The organism is Burkholderia sp. APQ4-4ca, assembly GCF_057837105.1.
Genome location: NZ_JBYQCG010000248.1, coordinates 23132 through 43933, shown reverse-complemented (window position 1 = coordinate 43933; position 20802 = coordinate 23132). Strand labels below are relative to the sequence as shown.

Here is a 20802-nt window from a genome sequence, read left to right as displayed (position 1 = left end):
CGTCTGAAGATTCGTTGCACGACCGCGGCGTTGTGCATTACGATTGCAATTGCAACTATTCGGGCAGGTTGGCCGGCGCCATCGCAAGCAGCCGGCCTGCGACGCAGCAGCGAAGCCGGGCGGCCGCGCATGCCGTCCATCGTTCATGTATGTCTTGTCGGGTCACGCATCATGCGATTACTGAATATCGTGTCTTCCCCGCGCGGCGCCAGGTCGGCGTCGATCGCTGTCGCCAATGCGTTTGTCGACGCGTACCGCAACGCGGGTACGCCGATCGACGTCGATACGCTGAATGTCTGGGAGGAAAACCTGCCGGAGTTCGATGGCCATGCGATCGGCGCAAAGTACAAAGGCGTCGCGAACGAACCGATGAATGCCGCCGAGCAGTCGGTCTGGCGACGCATCCAGTCGCTCGCGAAGCGGTTTCAGGTGGCGGACCGGATCGTCGTCGGCGTGCCGATGTGGAATTTCGGCTATCCGTACAAGCTCAAGCAGCTGATCGATCTCGTCAGCCAGCGGAACATGCTCTTCACGTTCGACGGCGCGTCCTACGGCCCGTTGCTCGAGATTCCCCGGGCACTGGTGATCCACGTGCGCGGGCAGGGCGAGGAAACCGGCGCGGGGCGAGCCGGCCGGGCCGGGTTCGGGCATCAGGCCGATTACATCGAATTCTGGTTGAAGCTCATCGGCGTGAACGAGGTCAGAAACCTGACCGTTGAACACACGTGGAATGCGAGGGCGCACGAAAGCATCGAGCGGGCGCAAGCGCAGGCGATCGCGATGGCTGCCGATTTCTGAACGGAACGCCCACGGCGACCATGGCCGCACGGATGCCGCCGAAGCGGCATCCGCGCATGCTCAGTAGGTGCGGCCGAGCTGCAGATAGAAGTTGCGTCGGCCGCTGGGCGCGAGCGCCACGCCGATATAGACGGGCCCGAACGCGGTCGACAGGCTCGTGAAGAACGTGTAGCTCTGCTTGAGCGCGCCGCCGCCGATCTTCTGGCCGCTCGACCACACGTTGCCGACTTCCGCGCTGGCGCCCACCGACAGCGCCTTGATCGGCGACGCGTTGAACGTCATCAACTGGTTCATGTACGTGATCTGTCCGTACGCGAGCTCGTTGCCGTTCAGCTGATCGGCCGCATAGGCGGACAGATGCTGGAAGCCGCCGAGCGTGAAGTTGAACGCGTTGATCAGGTTGGTGCCGCCGATGCTCTTGCCGCCTTCGATCGTCGCGCTGACGCTGTGCCGGCCGAACTGTTGCGCGATCATCGCCTTGCCGTAGATCTCGGTATAAGGCGCGTTGCTGATCCCGTCGGCGAATTCCTGCGCCGAGCCGCCGTTGCGCGACACCAGCGAGCGTTCGACCCGCAGTTCGCCGAAATATCCCTTGCGCGGGAACATCGGATCGTCGAGCTGATCGATGACGAGCCGCGCCCGCGCGATCAGTGCCTGGGACGTGAAGCTCGGCCACAGCAGCGCCTGGCCGCTGCCGTCGTCGAACGGCAGGTTGTAGGTCGGCGAGCCGTGCCCGGTCACGTAACCGAGGCCGACCCGGAAATCGCCGAGCCGCGCGATCGGCAGGCCGAGGTCGATCCCGGCGCGCGCCGTCTGCATCAGGTATTGCGTGATCTTCACGTCGCCGGAGTCGTCGTACAGGTTCGCGTAGCGGCGCTGGTATTCCGCGTATGGCGAGAGGTACACGCCGTAGGCCATCGACAGCGGCTGGCGCAATTCGACGCGCGCCGACTGCAGGTCGCTGCCGATCGTCGTGTCCGCGCGGAATTCCAGCCCCGACTCCGTGAGCCACGGCCGCCGGTAGCCGACGTGCAGGCGGAAGCCGCCCTCGTCGGTCGAACTGCTCGACATGCCGAGCCCGAACAGCAGGAAGTTGGGTCCCCAGTACTTCTCGCGCGCATCGATCTCGAGCACGTTGTCGTCGCCGCGGCTCACGATCTGCTGCGTGACGCTCTCGAAGTTGCCGCCCGTCGTGAGCCCGAGCAGATCCTGGCTGACGGTCTTTGGATCGTAGATGTCGCCGGGTTTCACGTGCAGCGCGTTGCTGACGACGCGCTTCGGCACGCCGCCGCTGGTCTTGATGTCGATGCGCGTGATCCGGATCGGCGGCGGCAGCGGCTGCGCGTGCGCGGACCGGTAGGCCGCGTACTGTTCCGGCGTGAGCGCGAACCGCCGCAGCTTCGGCAGCGCCGCGGTCGCGGCGATCTCGCCGGCGGCGATCGCCTGCTTCGCGTTCTGGAAATCGGTGAACGCGAGCGCGCCGAGGTCCGGCGTGAGCAGCACGTCCCGCGCGTCGAGCTGCTTGCGTTGCGCGGTCACGTTCTGGCGGATCAGGATGCCGACCATCTGCTGCATCACGTCGGCCGGCGATGCGAGCGCGTCGAGCGGGCGCAGTGGCGAGCCGATGTCGACGGCGATCACGACGTTCGCGCCCATCTGCCGCGCGGTGTCGACGGGCAGGTTGCTGACGAGCCCGCCGTCCACGAGTGCGCGCCCGTTGATCTCGGCCGGCGCGAACAGGCCCGGCATCGCCATGCTCGCGCGAATCGCGAGCGGCAGCGAGCCGTGGTCGAGCACGACCATCTGGCCCGTCTGCAGGTCGGTCGCGACCGCGCGGTACGGGATCGGCAACTGGTCGAACGGCTGGTTGGTCGGCACGGCGGCCGTCCAGTTCGCGAGCAGCGCCTGCAGCCGGTTGCCCTGGACGAGGCCGACCGGCGCCTTGACGCCTTTCTTGCCGAAGCCGAGCGTCAGCCCGTTGATGTACAGGCGTTCGTCTTCGCGGCTGGTTTGCGGCAGGTCCGCGCGGTCCGTCACGTCGAACGCGATATCCGCCAGGTTGACCTCCGACAGCCGCTTCTGCATCTCGTCTGCCGCCATCCCGCTCGCGTACAGGCCGCCGACCACGGCGCCCATGCTGGTGCCCGCGATGCAGTCGATCGGAATCCGGTTGTCCTCCAGCACTTTCAGGACACCGAGGTGTGCGTAGCCGCGCGCGCCGCCGCCGGACAGCACGAGGCCGATCGACGGGCGGCCGGCCGGGCCGCCGTCGGCCGTGCAGGTGTGCGCCGCCGCAGCGGGTGCGGTGGGCGCGCGAGCCGCCGGCGCGTTGGCGGCTGCGGCGACGGTCTGGGCGGCGGGTTCGGCGGCCGGCAGCGGTTGCGCGGCGACCGTGCAGCACCAGAAGGCAACGAGCGTCGTGCAGAGCGGGCGCACCGGCGCCCAGCGGAAGGAAACGGTCGCTGTCATGGTGAACATACCTGGCGTAAGCGTGCGTCTGAGGCCTGCCGGGAGCAGGCAAGACCGAGAGATTACCGTGTTTTACAGGCCCGACGCGAGCGGCCGTTGCAGGGCCGGACGTGCCCGAAACGCCACATGCGGCGTTTCCGTCGCGAAAAAATCATCGGAATTGCCTAAAGTATCGGAACGATTTGCCGCTAAGCTCGTGATGGGGCGGTATGGACGCGCGGCAAAATGTGCGGCGCGGCTGTCCCGGCCCGTTCCCTCACAAAGGTTTGATATGTCGACACCGCTGTTCGGAAAGTTGTTTGCGCAACCCGTTGCGATCGACCCGGGAACGGCGAGTACGCGGATCTATACGCACGAACGCGGCGTGGTGCTGAACCAGCCGTCGGTCGTGTGCTTCCGCAAGGGCGGCGCGAGCGACGCGCGGCCGACGCTCGAGGCCGTCGGCGAGCTCGCCAAGGCGCTGCTGGGCCGCGAGCCGGGGCATCTCGAAGCCGTGCGGCCGATGCGGCACGGCGTGATCGCGGACGCGCACGCGGCCGAGCAGATGATCCGCAGCTTCATCGACATGTCGCGCACCCGTTCGCGCTTCAGCCGCCGGGTCGAGGTCACGTTGTGCGTGCCGTCCGATGCGACGGCCGTCGAGCGCCGCGCGATCCGCGAGGCCGCGTTCGCGGCCGGCGTATCGGAGGTCGAACTGATCGAGGAATCGCTGGCGGCCGCGCTCGGCGCGGGTTTGCCGGTGACCGAGCCGGTCGGCTCGATGGTCGTCGACATCGGCGGCGGCACGACCGAAGTCGCGGTCATCGCGCTCGGCGGCATCGTGTACCGGGAGGCGATTCGCGTCGGCGGCAGCCAGTTCGACGCGGCGATCGTCAACCACGTCCGCAACCTGTACGGCGTGCTGCTCGGCGAACAGACGGCCGAGCACGTGAAGAAGACGATCGGCTCGGCCACCAGCGCGGTGCCGCGCACGTCGACGCGCGCCGTCGGCCGCAGCATCGGCGACGGCCTGCCGCGCTCGGTCGAACTGTCCAACCACGACGTCGCGGACGCGCTGGCCGCGCCGCTCAAGCAGGTGATCGGCGCGGTGAAGTCGGTGCTGGAAAACGCGCCGGCCGAACTCGTGACCGACATCGCGAATCGCGGCGTGGTGCTCACCGGCGGCGGCGCATTGCTCGCCGACCTCGAACGGCTGCTGTACGACGAGACCGGGCTGGTCGCGCGGATCGCCGACGAGCCGGCCACCTGCGCGGTGCGCGGCGCCGGCGAGGCGATGGGCCGGCTCGCGATGTGCCCGGCCGATTGAGCCGGGCGGCGCTGCCGGCCGCGGCCCGGCGCACGCCTTCACATTCTTTCGATCTCTCGGTGGGCCGGCCCGCCTGGCCGGCATCGGTCCGTCGCATGGACAGGCGCGGGCGCGCCGTGCTAGCGTGACGCGCCCGTTCGGGGCCGGGCCGGCCGACGCGCCCGACGACACCTGAGAGACCGAATACCTTGAAACATCGAACCAAACGGGGCTTCGCGGCCCGGGCCGGCCGCGTGCTGGCCGTCGTCGCGTGCGCCTGGGCCGCGGCGGCGGCCGCGATCGTTGTCCATGGCATGCGGATGCCGAGCGCCCCGGCGGACGTCGCCGTGATCTTCGGCAACGCGCTCGACGAAACCGGCGCGCCGAAGCCCGTGCTCGCGGCCCGGCTCGATGTCGGCGTGCGTTGTTACCGCGCGGGGCAGTGCCCGGCGTTTCTGGTCAGCGGCGCGATCGACGGCCCAGGGCTGAACGAGGCGACGGCCATGCGCGACTACCTCGTGGCGCGCGGCGTGCCGGCGGACCGGATCGCCGTCGACGACCAGGGCGACAACACGCTCGCGACCGCGCAGCACACGCTGGCCTACCTGCGCGCGCATCGCCTGTCGCGCGTGCTGATTGTCAGCCAGTATTACCACCTCGCGCGGGCGCGCCTCGCGTTCGAGCGCGTCGGCATTGCGCCGTCGAACATCTCCGCCGCGTATCCGCGCCGCTTCCAGTGGCGCGATGTCTATTCGAGCTGGCGCGAGGTGCCGGCCTACGCGGTGTATGCGGTGCGGTTGTGGGTGAATCCCGAGGCGCGGCCGGTTTCGTTTCGGCCGATGCTTTATCTGATGCGCCTGTTTTCGTGACGGGGGCGGCCCGCAAGCGTGCGCTTCCGGTGCGGGCGGTTTCGTTGTTTTCTCCGGTTTCCTGTCGTCTCGCGCCGGCCGCGCGAATTTCATCGGCACCAAATAAATAATAACGATTCGCGTTTCAGATTTCTTGCGAGTCGAAAAATCAAAACAATTTCGCCGACAGTTCCATAATCCGGATCCGATCGATTAATTAAGTGGATGTGGATTATCTGAATGGATCATTCATCGCGGTAAAAATATTGCGCCGCAAAATCCGCGTGTATTGAATCAGGGCGATATATCGGTGTTTCCACCGATGCGGTGCGGCCGTTTTCTTTGCGAAAAATCAAGGAAAGCCGGCGGAGAGCGTGTCGCGTGTCATTGCTGCGTATCTGTCAGAAAGTAAAAAAAGTACATAATCGTCGGCCATTGATCCGATGGGAAAATATCGACTGGAAAACGGTTTGGGTTTGATATAGCCTAGTCTGACGAAAGCGGGTAGTAATCAAATCAACCAGAAAGTCGCTGCATAAACCAGGGGCCGCCAACATGTCATTCGACTAGTTTCGCAGCTGCATTCCCGGGCCGATCAAAAAATCATCACGAATAAACCGACAGCGCATCGCGATTGCCGGGGAGGACGCTTTTATCCGCGATTTTCTGCTGCGTGCCGTTCGCTGCGGCCGCAATACCAATACCAAATCCGAAATCAATAAAGAGGGAAAGCATGAACCCTGTCCGTCAGAGAAAAGCGATTGAGCCGTTTCCGCGACTGTTGTTGCCCACCGGCGTGTTTCTGGCGCTGTCGGGCGCGGGCATTGTCCCCGCCTATGCGGTCTGCAGCACGGCGGGCACCACGGTGACCTGTTCCGGCGTCGCGAATCCGCTGGCGCCCAGTTATTCGAACAGCGCCAACAACGTGAACGCGACGGTCAATCCCGGTGCAAGCGTCGGCGTGCTGCTGGGCGTCGGCGGCACGGCGATGTCGTTGACCGGCAGTAACGTCACGCTGACCAACAACGGCACGATCGACCCGTCGGTGCTCGGCTCGGGGCTCGGCGTGCTGTCGAGCGGTGCGGTGGTCGGGAACGCGGCGGCGAGCACCACGACCGTGACCAACAACGGCACGATGAAGGGCACGACCGGCGTCGCGATCAGCGGCGTGACGGGCATGGCGCTGGCGGTTCAAAACGGCACGGGCGGCACGTCGACCATTTCGAACACGGGTACGATCGGCTCCTCCGCACTGGTCGGTGCGACGCTGACTGGCGCCGATGCGCCGGTGGTCGCCGCCTACGGCGGCGGCACGGTCAACATGACGAACAGCGGAACGATCACCGGTCGCGTGTCGCTGGGTTCGAGCGGCACACCGGGGCAGGGCAATACGTTCACCAACTCGGGCACGATCAACGGCAGCGTGTCGATGGGGGCGAACAGCACGAATACGTTCAATGCCGTGACGGGCTCGGCGGTCAACACGGCCGGCGGCACCGGCGTCGCGTTCAACATCACGGTCGGCCCGGTCACGCTCGGCGTGGCGGCAACCGGCGTCGTCGACGGCGGCGCGGGCGGCAACAATACGCTCAACCTGCAGCAGGGCGTCGCGGCGAACGGCACGATCGCGGTCAACAACTACATCAACTTCAATCACCTCGACGTCACGAGCGGCAACTGGACGATCAACGGCGCGTCCACCGCGCAGGATGCGACGCTGATGGGCGGCGTGGCGATCATCAACGACAACGCGTCGCTCGGCACCGGTACCGTCACGGGCAACGGCGGTGCGTTGCAGGCCGGCACGGCAGGGCTCGACGTGTCCAACAACGTGTCGCTTGGCGCGGGCGGCCTGACGGTGCAGGGCGCGACCGGGCTGACGCTGTCCGGCGCGGTGTCGGGTGGCGGTGCGCTGACGAAGAACGACGGCGGCACGCTGACGCTGTCCGGCGCGAACAGCTACACGGGCGACACGAACCTGAATGCCGGCGGCCTGGTGGTCGGCAACAATTCGGCGCTCGGCACCGGCGCGCTGAACGTCAACGCGTCGGCGTCGCTCGACGCGAACACGAACGTGACGCTCGCCAACACGGTCAATCTCGCGACCGGCTCGACGCTGACGCTCGGCGGCAGCAACGATCTCGGCCTGACCGGCACGATCAGCGGAAGCGGCGGCCTCACGAAGGACGGCGCGGCAACCACGACGCTGAGCAGCGTGAACACGTATACGGGCGACACGACCATCAACAGCGGCACGCTCGCGCTGAGCGGGGCCGGCAGCCTGTCCGCGACCGGCACGGTCAATCTGACCGGTGCGGGCGCAACGTTCGACCTGAGCGCTGCGTCGGGCGCTCGGACGATCGGCGCGCTGGCCGGCGCGGCCGGCACGAACGTGGACCTCGGCGCCAATTCGCTGACGCTCGACGGCAGTGGCAATGCGACCTATGCCGGCACGATCGGCGGGTCCGGCAGCGTGACGCTGTCGGGCAGCGGCACGCAATCGCTGACCGGCACGAACACGTACACGGGCGGCACGAACCTGAACGGCGGCAACCTCGTCGTCGGCAGCAATACGTCGCTCGGCCTCGGCGCGGTGAATGTCAACGGTTCGTCGACGCTCGATGCGACTGCCAACGTGTCGCTCGCGAACGGCGTCAACATCGCGACGGGCACGACGCTGACGCTCGGCGGCAGCACCGATCTCGGCATGGGCGGCGTGGTCGCGGGTGGCGGCGGTCTCGTGAAGAACGGCGCCGCGGCGCTGACGCTGTCCGGCGCGAATACCTATGCGGGCGGCACGGCGCTGAACGCGGGCAGCCTCGTGCTCGGCGACAACGGGGCGCTGGGCACCGGGGCGCTGAGTGTCGGCGGCGCGGCGACGCTCGATACGACCACGAGCCTGTCGGTCGGCAATGCGATCACCCTCGGCACGGGCGCCGCACTCACCCTGGGCGGCAGCAACAGCCTCACGCTCGGAGGCGCGATTTCCGGCGTGGGCAGCCTCGTGAAGGACGGCGCCGCGACCACGACGCTGACCGGCGCGAACACGTACACCGGCGGCACGACGATCAATGCCGGCACGCTCGCGCTCGGCGCGGGCGGCAGCCTGTCGTCCACGGGTACGGTGAACCTGGTCAACCCGGGCGCCGCGTTCGACATCAGCGCGGGCAGCGCGCAGTCGATCGGCGCGCTGTCGGGCGGCGTGGGCACGAGCGTGAGCCTCGGCGCCAACGCGCTGACGCTGGGCGGGACGGCCAGCGGCACGTTCAGCGGCACGATCGGCGGCACCGGGAGCCTGACGCTGGCGGGGGGCGGCACGCAGACGCTGACCGGCGCAAATGTCTACACCGGCGGCACGAACCTCAATAGCGGCAGCCTCGTGCTCGGCAACGGCGGGGCGCTCGGTTCCGGCGCGCTGACCGTCGGGGGCGCGGCGACGCTCGATACGAATACCGCGTTGTCGGTCGGCAATGCGGTCGATCTCGGCACGGGCGCCGCGCTGACGCTGGCGGGCAGCAACAGCCTCACGCTGGGCGGGGCGATTTCCGGCGCGGGCAGCCTCGTGAAGGACGGTGCGGCGACCACCACGCTGACCGGCGCGAACACCTATACGGGCGGCACGACGATCAACGCGGGGACTTTGGCGATCGGCGCGGGCGGCAGCCTGGCCTCGACCGGCACGATGAACCTTGCCGGTGCGGGCGCGGCGCTGGACCTGAGCGGCGCGACAGGCGCGCAAACGCTCGGCGCGCTGTCGGGCGGCGTGGGAACGAACGTCAACCTGGGAGGCAACGCACTGACGCTGGGCGGCACGGCCAGCGGCACGTTCGGCGGGGTGATCGGCGGCACGGGCAGTCTGACGCTGGCGGGCACCGGCACGCAGACGCTGACCGGCGCAAATGTCTACACCGGCGGCACGAACCTCAATAGCGGGAGCCTCGTGCTCGGCAATGGCGGGGCGCTCGGTTCCGGCGCGCTGACCGTCGGGGGCGCGGCGACGCTCGATACGAATGCCGCGTTGTCGGTCGGCAACGCGGTCGATCTCGGCACGGGCGCCGCGCTGACGCTGGGGGGCAGCAACAGCCTCGCGCTCGGCGGGGCGATTTCCGGCGCGGGCAGCCTCGTGAAAGACGGTGCGGCGACCACGACGCTGACCGGCGCGAACACCTATACGGGCGGCACGACGATCAACGCGGGGACTTTGGCGATCGGCGCGGGCGGCAGCCTCGCATCGACCGGCGCGGTGAATCTCGCGGGCACGGGTGCGACGTTCGACGTGAGCGGTGCGACCGGCGCGCAAACGATCGGCGGGCTGTCGGGTGCGGCCGGCACGAACGTGACTCTCGGTGCGAACGCGCTGGCGCTGAACGGCAGCGGCAGCAGCACGTTCGGCGGCACGATCGGCGGCTCGGGCGGCGTGACGGTGACGAGCGGCACGCAGGTGCTGACCGGTAGCAACACGTACACGGGCGGCACCACGATCGCGGCGGGCGGCACGCTGCAACTCGGCAACGGCGGCACGTCGGGCAGCGTGGCCGGCGACGTCGTCGACAACGGTGCGCTGGTGGTCAATCAATCGGGCAACGTGACGATCGCGAGCGTGCTGTCCGGCACCGGCTCGCTGACCCAGGCCGGCAGCGGGCAACTGACGCTGACCGGCACGAGCACGCTGAGCGGTCCGACCACGGTCGGCGCGGGTACGCTCGCCGTCAACGGTTCGCTCGGCCAGTCGACCGTCACCGTGCAGAGCGGCGCGACGGTGACCGGCACCGGCACGATCGGCGGCCTCGTGGTGCAGGGCGGCGCGACGGCGGCCGCCACGCAACCGGGCGCGGCGCTCAACGTGGGCGGCAACGTCACGTTCCAGCCGGGTTCGACGTTCCAGGTCGCCGCTACGCCGCAGCAAAGCGGCAGCCTCGCGGCCAGCGGCACGGCGACGCTGAACGGCGGCACCGTGCAGGTGCTCGCGAACCAGAGCACCTATCAGCCGGGCACGACATACACGATCCTGAGCGCGTCGTCGGGTGTGCAGGGCGCGTTCACCCAGGTGAGCGCGAACTACGCGTTCCTGACGCCGACCCTCCGCTACGATCCGGGTCACGTGTATCTGCAACTGGCGCAGAACGGCACGTCGCTGCCCGACGTCGCGACGACCCCGAACCAGCGCTCGGTCGCGACCGCGGTGGCTGCACTCGGCAGCGGCAATCCGCTGTACGACACGGTGCTGACGACCGACGCGCCGACCGCACGCCGCGCGTACGGGCTGCTCGGCAGCGAATTGCAGGCGAGCCTGAAAAGCATGCTGCTGCTCGACAGCCGCTATGTGCGCGACGCGGTGACAGATCGCGTCCGTCAGGGCCTCGCGCCCGGATCGGGCCCGCTCGCGGCCCTGTCGTCGGGCGGCGCCGCGCTGTGCGGCGACAACACGGCCGGCGCGGTCGATCCGACGTTGCCGCCGGAGCGCCGGATCGGTTCGCGCGCCGGGTGCTACGGCGGGACGCCCTACCAGCCGGTCGTCTGGGGGCAGGCGTTCGGCGGCCGCAGCCGGCTCGCGGGCGACGGCAACGCGTCGTCGATCAACCGCAGCATGACGGGCTTCATCGCCGGCGCCGACATGGCGCTCAACGACAAGTGGCGCGCGGGTCTGGCCGCGGGCGTCACGCACAGCTCGCTCGACAACGACCAGAGTTCGTCGGCAGCGGTGAACAGCTACTACGTGTCGCTGTACGGCGGCGCACAGTATGGCGCGCTCGGCGTGCGCGGCGGCGCGTCGTACACGTGGTATCGGATCAACAGCGACCGTTATCCGGGCTTCGCGGGCTTCTCCGATCACGATTCGGCCGGCTACGACGCGAATTCGGCGCAGGTGTTCGGCGAAGTCGGCTACGCGCTGCCGGTCGGGCCAGTCGCGATCGAACCGTTCGCGGGCCTCGCGTACGTGAACCTGCATACCGACGGCTATACGGAAACCGGCGGCGCGGCCGCGCTGCGCGCCGGCGGCGAGACGACCCACGTCGGCTTCTCGACGCTCGGCTTGCGTGCGGCGTCGCAGCTCGGCTCGATCGCGAGCGGCACGTTCACCGCGCGCGGGACGGTCGGCTGGCGGCATGCGTTCGGCAACGTGCGGCCGTCGTCGGCGTTCACGTTCGCGAACGGCGGCACGTCGTTCCAGGTGTCGGGCGTGCCGATTGCTCGCGACAGCGCGGTGCTCGAAGCCGGCATCGACGCGAACCTCACGAAGCGCCTGACGCTCGGCCTCACGTACAGCGGCCAATACGGCAGCGGCGTGCGCGACAACGCGATCCTCGGCAACATCCTGTGGAAATTCTGACCGGCAACTGACGTGGCCGTACGCGGCGCGAGGCGACGAAGCAACGTCGTCTCGCGCCGCGGCCGTTTCGTCGCTGCGCACGTTCGCCGTTCTGGCCTATCCTGTGCGAAACACGCGACGCGCGCCGCGCGTTGCGCCTCGACACAGGAGCATCGATGCCGAATCACGCCGAAGCCACGACGACGCAGGCGCCGCAAGTCGCGCCGATTGCCGCGACCCCCGCGTCGGGTCCCGCCTTCATCGCGCCCGAAGCCGATCCGCAGGTCCTCGCGCGCAACAACCAGTACGTACTGAAATCCGGCGACGCGTTCGTGGTCAGCGACGCGCTCGGCGACATCGGCGGGCATGACGACGGCCTGTTCGTCGACGACATGCGCGTGCTGTCGACCTGGCGCCTGACGTTCGGCGGCCGTGCGCCGTCGCTGCTGTCGGGCGCGACGAGCGCCGACAACGCGTCGTTCACCGCGCACCTGACGAACCGCCCGCTGCCGCCGCTCGGCGGCAAGGAGACGCCCGAGGGCGTGATCCATATCGAGCGCATGCGCGTGCTCGCGGGCGACGTGCTGTACGAAGCGCTGACGCTGACGAACTACGGCGCGAGCGAAGCCGAGGTGCCGCTGTCGCTGTCGTTCGCGGCCGATTTCAAGGACATGTTCGAAGTGCGCGGCACGCGGCGGCCGAAGCGCGGCACGGTGGGTGCGCCGCGCGTCGACGCGGGCGCGGTGCGGCTGCGCTACGACGGTCTCGACAGCGTGGAGCGCAACGTGACCGTGCATTTCTCGCCGGCGCCCGACGCGCTGTCGGTCGATCGCGCCGACTACACGCTGACGATCGCCGCGCAGGCGTGCGTGTCGATCTACCTGACCGTCGATGCGACGCTCGGGCCCGCGGAGGCCGAAGGGCCCGGATGCGGCCGCGTCGCGCTGCGCACCGCGCTCGTCGGCGTGCATCGCGAGATGCGCGCACGGCGCGAATCGATGGCGCGCGTGAACACCGGCAATCCGCTGTTCGACGCCTGGCTCGATCGTTCGCTCGCGGACCTCGGGCTGCTCACGACGCAGCTCGACACGGGGCCGTATCCGTATGCGGGCATTCCGTGGTTCTCGACGCCGTTCGGGCGCGACGCGATCATCACGTCGCTGCAGATGCTGTGGCTGCAGCCGTCGCTCGCGCGCGGCGTGCTGCGTTTTCTCGCCGAGCATCAGGCGCGCGAGACCTCCGCGTTCCGCGACGCGGAGCCCGGCAAGATCATGCACGAGTTCCGCCGCAGCGAGATGGCCGCGACGGGCGAGGTGCCGTTCGCGCTGTACTACGGCGGCGTCGATACGACTCCGCTGTTCATCGTGCTCGCGGGCGCCTATGCCGAACGCACCGGCGACGATGCGCTGATCGACGAGCTATGGCCCGCGCTCGAGCGCGCCGCGCAATGGGTGATCGACAAGTGCGACCGCAACCCGTACGGGCTGCTCGATTACCAGCGCACGTCGGAGCGCGGCCTCGCGAACCAGGGCTGGAAGGACAGCCACGATTCGGTGTTCCACGCGGATGGCCGTTTCCCCGACGGGCCGATCGCGCTCGTCGAAGTGCAGGCCTATGCGTGCGCGGCGCTCGACGCGATGTCGGCGTGCTCGCGCCGGCGCGGCCATGCGGCCGATGCGACGCGCTACGCGTTGCGCGCGAAGACGCTGCGCGAGCAGGTCGATGCGCTGTTCTGGATGCCGGAAGGCGATTTCTACGGGATCGCGCTCGACGGTCATGGCGAGCTGTGCCGTGTGTTCGCATCGAACGCGGGCCACCTGCTGGCGTTCGGGCTGCCCGACGCCGAGCGCGGCGCGGCGGTTGCCGGCGTGCTCGGCTCGGCGCTGTTCCAGACGGGCTGGGGCATCCGCACGCTGGCGGCCGGCCAGCCGCGCTTCAACCCGATGGCCTATCACAACGGTTCGGTGTGGCCGCACGACAATGCGCTGATCGCGCGCGGCCTGGCGCGCTACGGCGACAAGACGGCCGCGGTGAATCTGCTGCGTGCGCTGTTCGAGGCGGCGGTGAGCTTCGAGATGCGCCTGCCGGAGCTGTTCTGCGGGTTCCCGCGCCGGCGCGGCGAACCGCCGACCGCGTATCCGGTGGCCTGCCTGCCGCAGGCGTGGGCGGCCGGCGCGCCGTTCATGATGCTGCAGGCGTGCCTCGGCGTGAGCATCGACGCGTCGCGCCGCGAGGTGCGCGTCGAGCGCCCGGCCTTGCCGGAAGGCGTCGACTGGCTGCGGATCGATGCGCTGCGCGTCGGCGACGAAACCGTGTCGCTGACGTTCCGCCGGGTCGACGGCCAGGTCATCGCGGCGGCGGAGCAGCCGGGCCGCGTGCAGGTGGTCGCGGTGCTGTAGCGCGGGGCCGCGCGAACGTTGCGCGATGTCGCGCCACGTTCGCGCGCGGCGGCATAGAATCGTGACATGACCCTTGAACGATGGCGGAGGTAGACGATGACGACCGACAACCGGCCCGACGACGGCGAGCACAAGCTCGAGAATCTCGAAGCGGCGGTCGACCACCTGCACAAGTCGATCGAATCGCAGAGCATCGCGGTCGGCGCGGCGAAGGGCATCCTGTTCAGCCTGATCGAAACGCTCGGCGCGCTGATCGGCGATCCCGATCTGCCCGAGCATGCGCGTTCGGGCTACGAAGCGCTGCGCGACAAGGCGAGCGAATTGCGCGGCGGCCTCGACCGTCACTGATGCAAGGGCGGCGCACGCGCTGCCCGATTCGGCGGACGCGGCACAAAACCCCGTGCGCTCAATCAGTTAGGTGCCCGATACGCAGGATATCCACAAGCTTGCCAACACAATCTGTGGAGAACCGCCCGGCCTTGGGCCGGGCGCGTCGCACGTGCACGGCGTGCGGTTCGGCAACCGTTCCGGTGCCACACCATTGACCGGTCAAGGTCCGTGAATCGAATCCCCTTGTGTATCAAGATGTTACGCGTCCGATCTGACGGATATCCACAGGCTTGCCAACAAAATCTGTGGACAACTTGCAATCGATTGCGTCGCCATGGTTGACGATCCGATCGGCGGGCAATGCGTGCGCGAGGCCCGTGCGCCGGGGCTGCCCGCCGCGTGCACCGGCACGCTAATGCGTGCGGGATCAAGGGCTTAGGCTCCGGGTACCCAGGATATCCACATCCTTGCCAACACTTTCTGTGGACAAGCGAGGCCGCGTTACCCGGCCGCCGCCGCGCCGGCCGCTTCCACGAGGATCCAGTCGCGAAAGAGCGTCATCGCGGGCGTCAGCGGTTTCGATTTCAGCGACGTGAGCCAGTAGCCGCCCGCGCGCACGTCGATGTCGAGCGGCCGCGCGAGCTGGCCCAGCTGCAGTTCGCGCGCGAACATGCACGCGGGTGCGAGCGCGACGCCCGCCCCCTGCATCGCGGCCTCGACCATCAGCCGCGACGAATCGAACACGGGCCCGTTGACGGCCCACGGTTCGAGCTGCGCGGCGTCGAACCAGCCGAGCCACTCGTCGGTGCGGTACGAGCGCAGCAGCGTTTCGTTCGCGAGATCGACCGGCCGCGCGATGCGCCGTGCAATGTCCGGCGTGCACAGCGCGGTGAGCGGCGCATCGAGCAGCCGCTCGTTGCGTGTTGCGGGCCAGTTGCCTTCACCGAAGCGGATCGCGAAATCGAGGCCCTCGGCGGCGAGATCGACGACGTTGTTGTTGGTCCGCAGCCGCAGCTCGACGAACGGGTGCGTGTCGCCGAACTGCTTCAGCCGCGGCATTAGCCAGCCTAGGGCAAAGGTGCCGACGACGCCGAGCGTCAACACCTCGTGGAAACGGCCGCCGTCGAACTGCTTGAGCACCGTCTCGATGCGGCTGAACGCGTCGCTCAGCACCGGCAGCAATGCGCGGCCCTCGTCGGTCAGCCCGAGGCCGCGCGGCAGTCGCGTAAACAGCGCGCAGCCGAGCCGCTCCTCGAGCGAGCGCACCTGCTGGCTGACGGCGGCCTGGGTCACGCTCAGCTCGAGGCCGGCGCGCGTGAAGTTCAGGTGGCGCGCCGACGATTCGAACGCGCGCAACGCATTGAGCGGAAGATGAGGGCGGAGCTTAGTCATAAGAATTTCTTTTGTCAGCGCTCAATTATCGTTGCTTGTCGGGCAACCGTAAAGTCTCGATAGTGCTGTCTCGGCGGCTGGCCGTTTTCAGCACGTCGACAACGTTGCGCCGCCATTCCATCACGAGACAACCGACATGACCTATTCATCGAAACGTCGAACCCTGTTGCTGGCCGCCGCGACGGCGCCGCTCGTTTTCACCGTCACCGCGTGCGCGTCGCGACAGGCCGCCGCGCCGGACGACGCCACGGCGGCAGCGGCGGCTGCCGCGGACGCCATCGCGCCCGCCGCGGCGGCGGCGACGCTTGCCGACCTCGAACGCGACGCGGGTGGCCGCCTCGGCGTGTGTGCGATCGACACGGCGAGCGGCCGGGTCATCGAGCATCGCGCGGGCGAGCGCTTCCCGTTCTGCAGCACCTTCAAGGCGATGCTGAGCGCGGCGGTACTCGCGCGGAGCGTCGAGCGGCCGGGTTTGCTGCAACAGCGCGTGACGTATACGAAGGCCGACCTCGTCAACTATTCGCCGGTGTCGGAGAGGCATGTCGGCACGGGCATGACGGTCGCCGCGCTGTGCGAGGCCACGATCCAGTACAGCGACAACTCGGCCGCGAACCTGTTGATGAAGCTGATCGGCGGCCCGCCGGCGGTGACTGCCTACGCGCGCTCGATCGGCGACGACACGTTCCGGCTCGATCGATGGGAGACCGAACTGAACACCGCGCTGCCGGGCGACCTGCGCGACACGACGACGCCTGCCGCGATGGCGGCCAGCCTGCGCGTGTTGACCCTCGGCGACGCATTGCCCGCCGCGCAGCGTGCGCAGCTCGTCGCGTGGCTGCACGGCAACAAGGTCGGCGACAAGCGGATTCGTGCGGGCGTGCCGGCCGGGTGGACGGTCGGCGACAAGACCGGCACCGGCGACTACGGGACCACGAACGACGTGGGCGTCATCTGGCCGACGTCGCGCGCGCCGATCGTGCTGGCCGTGTACTACACGCAGGCTCGCGCCGATGCGCGGGCGAAGGACGACGTGATCGCGTCGGTCGCGCGCGTCGTCGCGCAGACGTTCGGTTGAGCCGCGCGGCACGGCGCGCGTGGCGAGATCCGCGGGCGCGCCGTGCCGCAGTCGTGACCCGCGCGATCAAACGTTGTGCGATCAACGACTTAGGTCACGCATGCTCAGGATATCCACATGCTTGCCAACAAAAATTGTGGACAAGCACGCGCGCCGCGGCGCCCGGCATGGCTCGCGCCGTCGTGCCGCGATTGAAGCAGCGCGAACAAAGTCTTTTGGATCAAGCGCTTGGCTGCGGTATGCGCAGGCTATCCACACGCTTGCCAACAAAAATTGTGGACAAGCCCGGCAGGCCGTGTGGCAGGCGGCGCGTCGCGCGCCGAGGCGACACGCAACCGGCGCTTGCGCGGCCGTGTGCCGTTTTCGAGGCGGCGCGAACAAAGTCTTTCGGATCAAGCGCTTGATCGCGGTATGCGCAGGCTATCCACATGCTTGCCAACACAATCTGTGGGTAAGTGGCGAGGCGCGAAGTCAGGCCGGCGTGCAGCGGTTAGGGCGTGCATCGGCCTCACGTCGGCATGGCGTCGTGGCATCGTGATGCGAAGTGCGGCGAAGCGGTGTGTGCGATGGCCATGACGCGCGCCGCGTCTGCATCACGCGTGCCAAAATCCATCGGATCAAGGGTTTAGCGTCGCGGTGCGCAGGATATCCACAAGCTTGCCAACATTTTCTGTGGAGAAGTTCGCGTTCGCGATTCGGCGGGATGCCACGCGCTGCCACGATTCGCACGCGGCTTGCGCGGTGCAGATACCGGCCACGCCGACCTTCTGGAACACGTGCGGGCTGACGACTGCGGACGACGGATAGGCCGACAGCTTCGCGACGAATTCCGGATGCGTGAAGGCCGCGCGAAACGCGGCCGTCGATTCCCGGATCGCGTAGTTCAGGCAGGTCGGGCTGTCGCGGAGCGCGCGATGAAGCTGCGTCGAGATGAATCCCGGCTGCCGCTTCATGAATGCCGCATCGTCCTTCCAGACGGCGAGAAAGTCGGCTTCGTCGGCGGCCGCCAGCGTAAACACGTCGACAAGCACGACCGGCTGCGCGTCGATCGCGATCTGTTGCTGGATCGGACAGGCCGGATCCATTGGCTTGAACTGACGCATGGGCACTCCGGGCGGGGTAGAGGTGAGGGGGCGGTCACGCGCGGCCGTCGTGGCCGTGCACGCCCGACATCGCCGACAGCACGCGAAGCGCGGCGTCGAGGTCGGTGGAACTGAAGCCGCCGACGATGTCGCGGACATGCCGCTGCCACTGCTCGACCACGGCCTGATAGGCCGCTTCGCCACGCGGCGTCAGCGCATACAACCGCGAGCGCTTGTGCGCCGGATTGGGCAGCGACAGCACCAGCCCTTCGTCGGTCAGCACGTTGATCTGTTTCAGGACAGCCTGCCGCGTGATGCCCATCGCATCGGCGATCTGCGGAATGTTCGGCGCGTCCGGCGCCATCGCGATCGCGCCCAGCACCTGCCAGCGCGCACTGGTCAAGCCGTGCGGCCCGGCGAAGGCGTTGCCCCATTCGTTCAGCAGGCCGTTCAACCGGAATACGGACAGCGCGACGGCGGTCAACTTGTCGGATTTGGTCATGCCCGGCTCGAGTCGTAAATTGACAACTACTTTACGTAATGGAGCACTGGTTTTCAGTATGAGGGGCGAGCCGATCGACGACGACAACTGACGCGAGCGCGTGCATGCCGCGGTCCGGCGCATTTGCCGCGCACGCACGACAAACCCTTTCCGATCAAGGGCTTGGTGCGGTTAATGGAAGCTTGTCCACAAGCTTGCCAACATAATCTGTGGACAAGCCGCCCGCCACGCGCATCAGGTGGGCCGTGGAAAGCGCACCGTGACGGTCAGCCCGCGGCTGCCGCGCGTGGTGCCGAGCGCGACGGTCGCGCGATGCTGTTCGGCGATCCGCTTGACGATCGACAACCCGAGCCCGCTGCCCGACGACGTGATCGCCTGCGCGCCTTCGCCGCGATAGAAGCGTTCCCACACGTCCGTGCGTTCGGCCTCCGGAATGCCGGGGCCGTCGTCGGCGACTTCGAGCATGGGCGTCTCGCCGTCGATGCGCGCCGACACGTCGACGCGCGCGCCGTCGCCCGCGTAGCGGATCGCGTTGTCGACGAGGTTGTTCAGCAGCACGCGCAATATGTCGGCGTTGCCCGATGCGATCACGGGAGTGTCGACGAGCGCGCCGAGATCGATCCGGTGGGCATCGGCGACGCGCGCGCGGTCCGACACCACCGAGCGGCACAGCGCGGCGAGATCGACCGGCGCTGACGCAGCGGCGGCCGCCTGCGCATCGGGTTCGAGGCGCGCGAGCGTCAGCAACTGTTCGGCGAGGTGGCCGAGGCGTGTCGTGCCCGCCTGGATTTGCGCGAGGATGTGCTCGCGTTCCTCGGCGGTCGCAGCGCGTCGCAGCAATTGCGACTGGATCGACAGCCCCATGATCGGCGTGCGCAGCTCGTGCGCGGCATCGGCGATGAAGTGCCGCTGCAGCGTGAACGAGCGGTCGAGGCGTGCGAGCAGGTCGTTGATCGCCTCGGCGAGCGGGCGGACCTCGTTCGGCATCGACGCGACGTCGACCGGCTCGAGATTGTTCGCATTCCTGCGTTTCAGGCCGGACGCGATCGCCCGCAACGGCCGCAGCCCCGCGCCGATGCCGAACCACAGGGCGAGCGCGAGCAGCGGCAGCATCGAGAACACGGGCCACAGCAGGTGGACGGCGATGCCCGCGATCGCTTCCCAGCGCGCATGCCGCGCCTGCGCGAGCCGGATCGTCGTGCCGCCGCGCTCGGTCACATAGGTGCGCCACGGCTGGCCGCCGACGTCGACGCTCGCGATGCCCTGCTGCGCGGGCGGCGGCAGTTTCGAATCGCGGTCGGTCGAATACACCAGCGTGCCGTTGCGCCACACCTGCAGCAGCACCGCATCGGGGTCGCTCGCTTCGAAGCCGTGCTTACCCTTGGCGTCGTTGCTGAACGACAGCTCGCCGTTCGGGCCGACGACGATCTGTTTCGACATGCTGCGCATCTGGTCGTCGAGCAGGTCGTCGAGTTCGCGCAGTGCGCCCCAGTAGGTGCCGGCGCTCGCGACCAGGCCGATCACGCAGGCGGCCGGCAGCAGCCACGTCAGCAGGCGCCGCCGCAGCGACGCGGTGCGCCAGCGCGCGGCCGCGCGTTGCATGCGCGTCACGTGCCGTCCCCGATCCGGTAGCCGACGCCGCGCACCGTGCGGATCATGTCGTGGCCGAGCTTTTTACGCAGGTTGTGGATATGCACCTGCACCGCGTTGCTCTCGATTTCCTCGCCCCAGCTGTACAGCCGTTCCTCGAACTGTTCGCGCGAAATCACCGCGCCCGGTTCGCGCATCAGCTCGTGCAGCAGCACGAATTCCTTCGGCGACAGCGGCACTTCGTCGTCGTCGAGCCAGACGAGATGCTTGACGGGATCGAGCCGCAGCGGGCCGATCGCGAGCGTCGTCTGCGCGCGGCCCGCATGGCGGCGGGTGACCGCGCGGATGCGGGCGAGCAGTTCGTCGAGCTCGAACGGCTTGACGAGATAATCGTCCGCGCCGCTGTCGAGGCCCACGATGCGGTCGGGCACGCCGTCGCGCGCGGTGATGATGATCGCGGGGAGGTTTTCGTCGCGGCGGCGCAGCGCGGCGAGTACCGACAAACCGTCGCGGTTCGGCAGCCCGAGATCGAGCAGCAGCAGCCCGTAGCCGGTCGCACGCAGCGCGAGCGTCGCGGCGTCGCCGTCCTTCACCCAGTCGACCGCGAAGCCTTCCTGTTTGAGGCCCTGTTCGAGCCCGCTGCCGATCAGCGGATCGTCCTCGACGAGCAGTACGCGCATGGCTTTCGTGTCTCTCCAACGGGGGCGCCGCGGCGCCCGGGG

General features: G+C 68.5%; 13 protein-coding genes and 1 pseudogene. 7 read left to right on the top strand and 7 right to left on the bottom strand.

Annotated elements, in window-relative coordinates; genetic code table 11:
- Positions 1-171: 171 nt before the first annotated feature.
- Entirely contained in the window at positions 172-798 is a 627-nt protein-coding gene (locus AC3IFE_RS34970; protein WP_489195091.1) for an FMN-dependent NADH-azoreductase, read from the top strand.
- A 60-nt stretch (positions 799-858) separates the two neighbouring features.
- On the opposite strand, the gene AC3IFE_RS34965 is transcribed toward AC3IFE_RS34970, so the two are convergent.
- A complete protein-coding gene (locus AC3IFE_RS34965) occupies positions 859-3267 on the bottom strand; it encodes a patatin-like phospholipase family protein (protein WP_301738237.1) in 2409 nt (802 codons plus the stop codon).
- Between the two features lie 271 nt (positions 3268-3538).
- Between AC3IFE_RS34965 and AC3IFE_RS34960 the strand changes: the two genes are divergently transcribed.
- Both AC3IFE_RS34960 and AC3IFE_RS34955 read left to right on the top strand, forming a co-directional pair.
- Complete coding sequence (locus tag AC3IFE_RS34960) at positions 3539-4573, top strand: rod shape-determining protein (RefSeq protein ID WP_301738236.1); 1035 nt, start codon at positions 3539-3541, stop codon at positions 4571-4573.
- A gap of 188 nt (positions 4574-4761) precedes the next feature.
- Positions 4762-5421, top strand: a complete 660-nt coding sequence (locus tag AC3IFE_RS34955; protein ID WP_089470292.1) for a YdcF family protein — start codon at positions 4762-4764, stop codon at positions 5419-5421.
- A 585-nt stretch (positions 5422-6006) separates the two neighbouring features.
- Here AC3IFE_RS34955 and AC3IFE_RS34950 read toward each other — a convergent pair.
- Positions 6007-6135, bottom strand: coding sequence for a hypothetical protein (locus AC3IFE_RS34950; protein ID WP_256979760.1), 129 nt, complete (start codon positions 6133-6135; stop codon positions 6007-6009).
- Here AC3IFE_RS34950 and AC3IFE_RS34945 point away from each other — a divergent pair.
- From AC3IFE_RS34945 to AC3IFE_RS34935, 3 genes are all read left to right on the top strand, one after another.
- Positions 6134-11731: an autotransporter domain-containing protein gene (locus tag AC3IFE_RS34945; protein ID WP_489195037.1), complete on the top strand. Its 5598-nt coding sequence runs from the start codon at positions 6134-6136 to the stop codon at positions 11729-11731. The genes AC3IFE_RS34950 and AC3IFE_RS34945 overlap by 2 nt on opposite strands.
- 155 nt (positions 11732-11886) lie before the next feature.
- Positions 11887-14109 (top strand): amylo-alpha-1,6-glucosidase, encoded by a 2223-nt coding sequence (locus tag AC3IFE_RS34940; protein ID WP_489195035.1) that lies wholly within the window; start codon positions 11887-11889, stop codon positions 14107-14109.
- A gap of 96 nt (positions 14110-14205) precedes the next feature.
- Positions 14206-14457, top strand: a complete 252-nt coding sequence (locus AC3IFE_RS34935) for a hypothetical protein (RefSeq protein ID WP_006482135.1) — start codon at positions 14206-14208, stop codon at positions 14455-14457.
- A 483-nt stretch (positions 14458-14940) separates the two neighbouring features.
- Here the strand turns inward: AC3IFE_RS34935 and penR are convergent, their stop codons facing one another.
- Positions 14941-15831, bottom strand: coding sequence for a beta-lactamase transcriptional regulator PenR (gene penR / locus AC3IFE_RS34930; protein WP_301738232.1), 891 nt, complete (start codon positions 15829-15831; stop codon positions 14941-14943).
- Positions 15832-15967: 136 nt separating this feature from the next.
- Here penR and blaPEN-bcc point away from each other — a divergent pair, with 136 nt between their 5' ends.
- Positions 15968-16906 carry a PEN family class A beta-lactamase, Bcc-type gene (gene blaPEN-bcc / locus AC3IFE_RS34925; RefSeq protein WP_489195032.1) on the top strand — a complete coding sequence of 313 codons (939 nt, stop codon included), beginning with the start codon at positions 15968-15970 and terminating at the stop codon, positions 16904-16906.
- Between the two features lie 737 nt (positions 16907-17643).
- Here the strand turns inward: blaPEN-bcc and AC3IFE_RS34920 are convergent.
- From AC3IFE_RS34920 to AC3IFE_RS34905, 4 genes and pseudogenes are all read right to left on the bottom strand, one after another.
- A pseudogene (locus AC3IFE_RS34920) lies at positions 17644-18009 on the bottom strand (antibiotic biosynthesis monooxygenase family protein); the annotation flags it as partial.
- A 34-nt stretch (positions 18010-18043) separates the two neighbouring features.
- Complete coding sequence (locus AC3IFE_RS34915; protein WP_489195030.1) at positions 18044-18490, bottom strand: MarR family winged helix-turn-helix transcriptional regulator; 447 nt, start codon at positions 18488-18490, stop codon at positions 18044-18046.
- A 234-nt stretch (positions 18491-18724) separates the two neighbouring features.
- The gene (locus AC3IFE_RS34910) at positions 18725-20092 is read right to left on the bottom strand and encodes an ATP-binding protein (RefSeq protein ID WP_489195028.1); all 1368 of its coding nucleotides are present in this window, start codon (positions 20090-20092) and stop codon (positions 18725-18727) included.
- Between the two features lie 5 nt (positions 20093-20097).
- Entirely contained in the window at positions 20098-20760 is a 663-nt protein-coding gene (locus tag AC3IFE_RS34905; protein WP_489195026.1) for a response regulator, read from the bottom strand.
- Between the last annotated feature and the right edge of the window lie 42 nt (positions 20761-20802).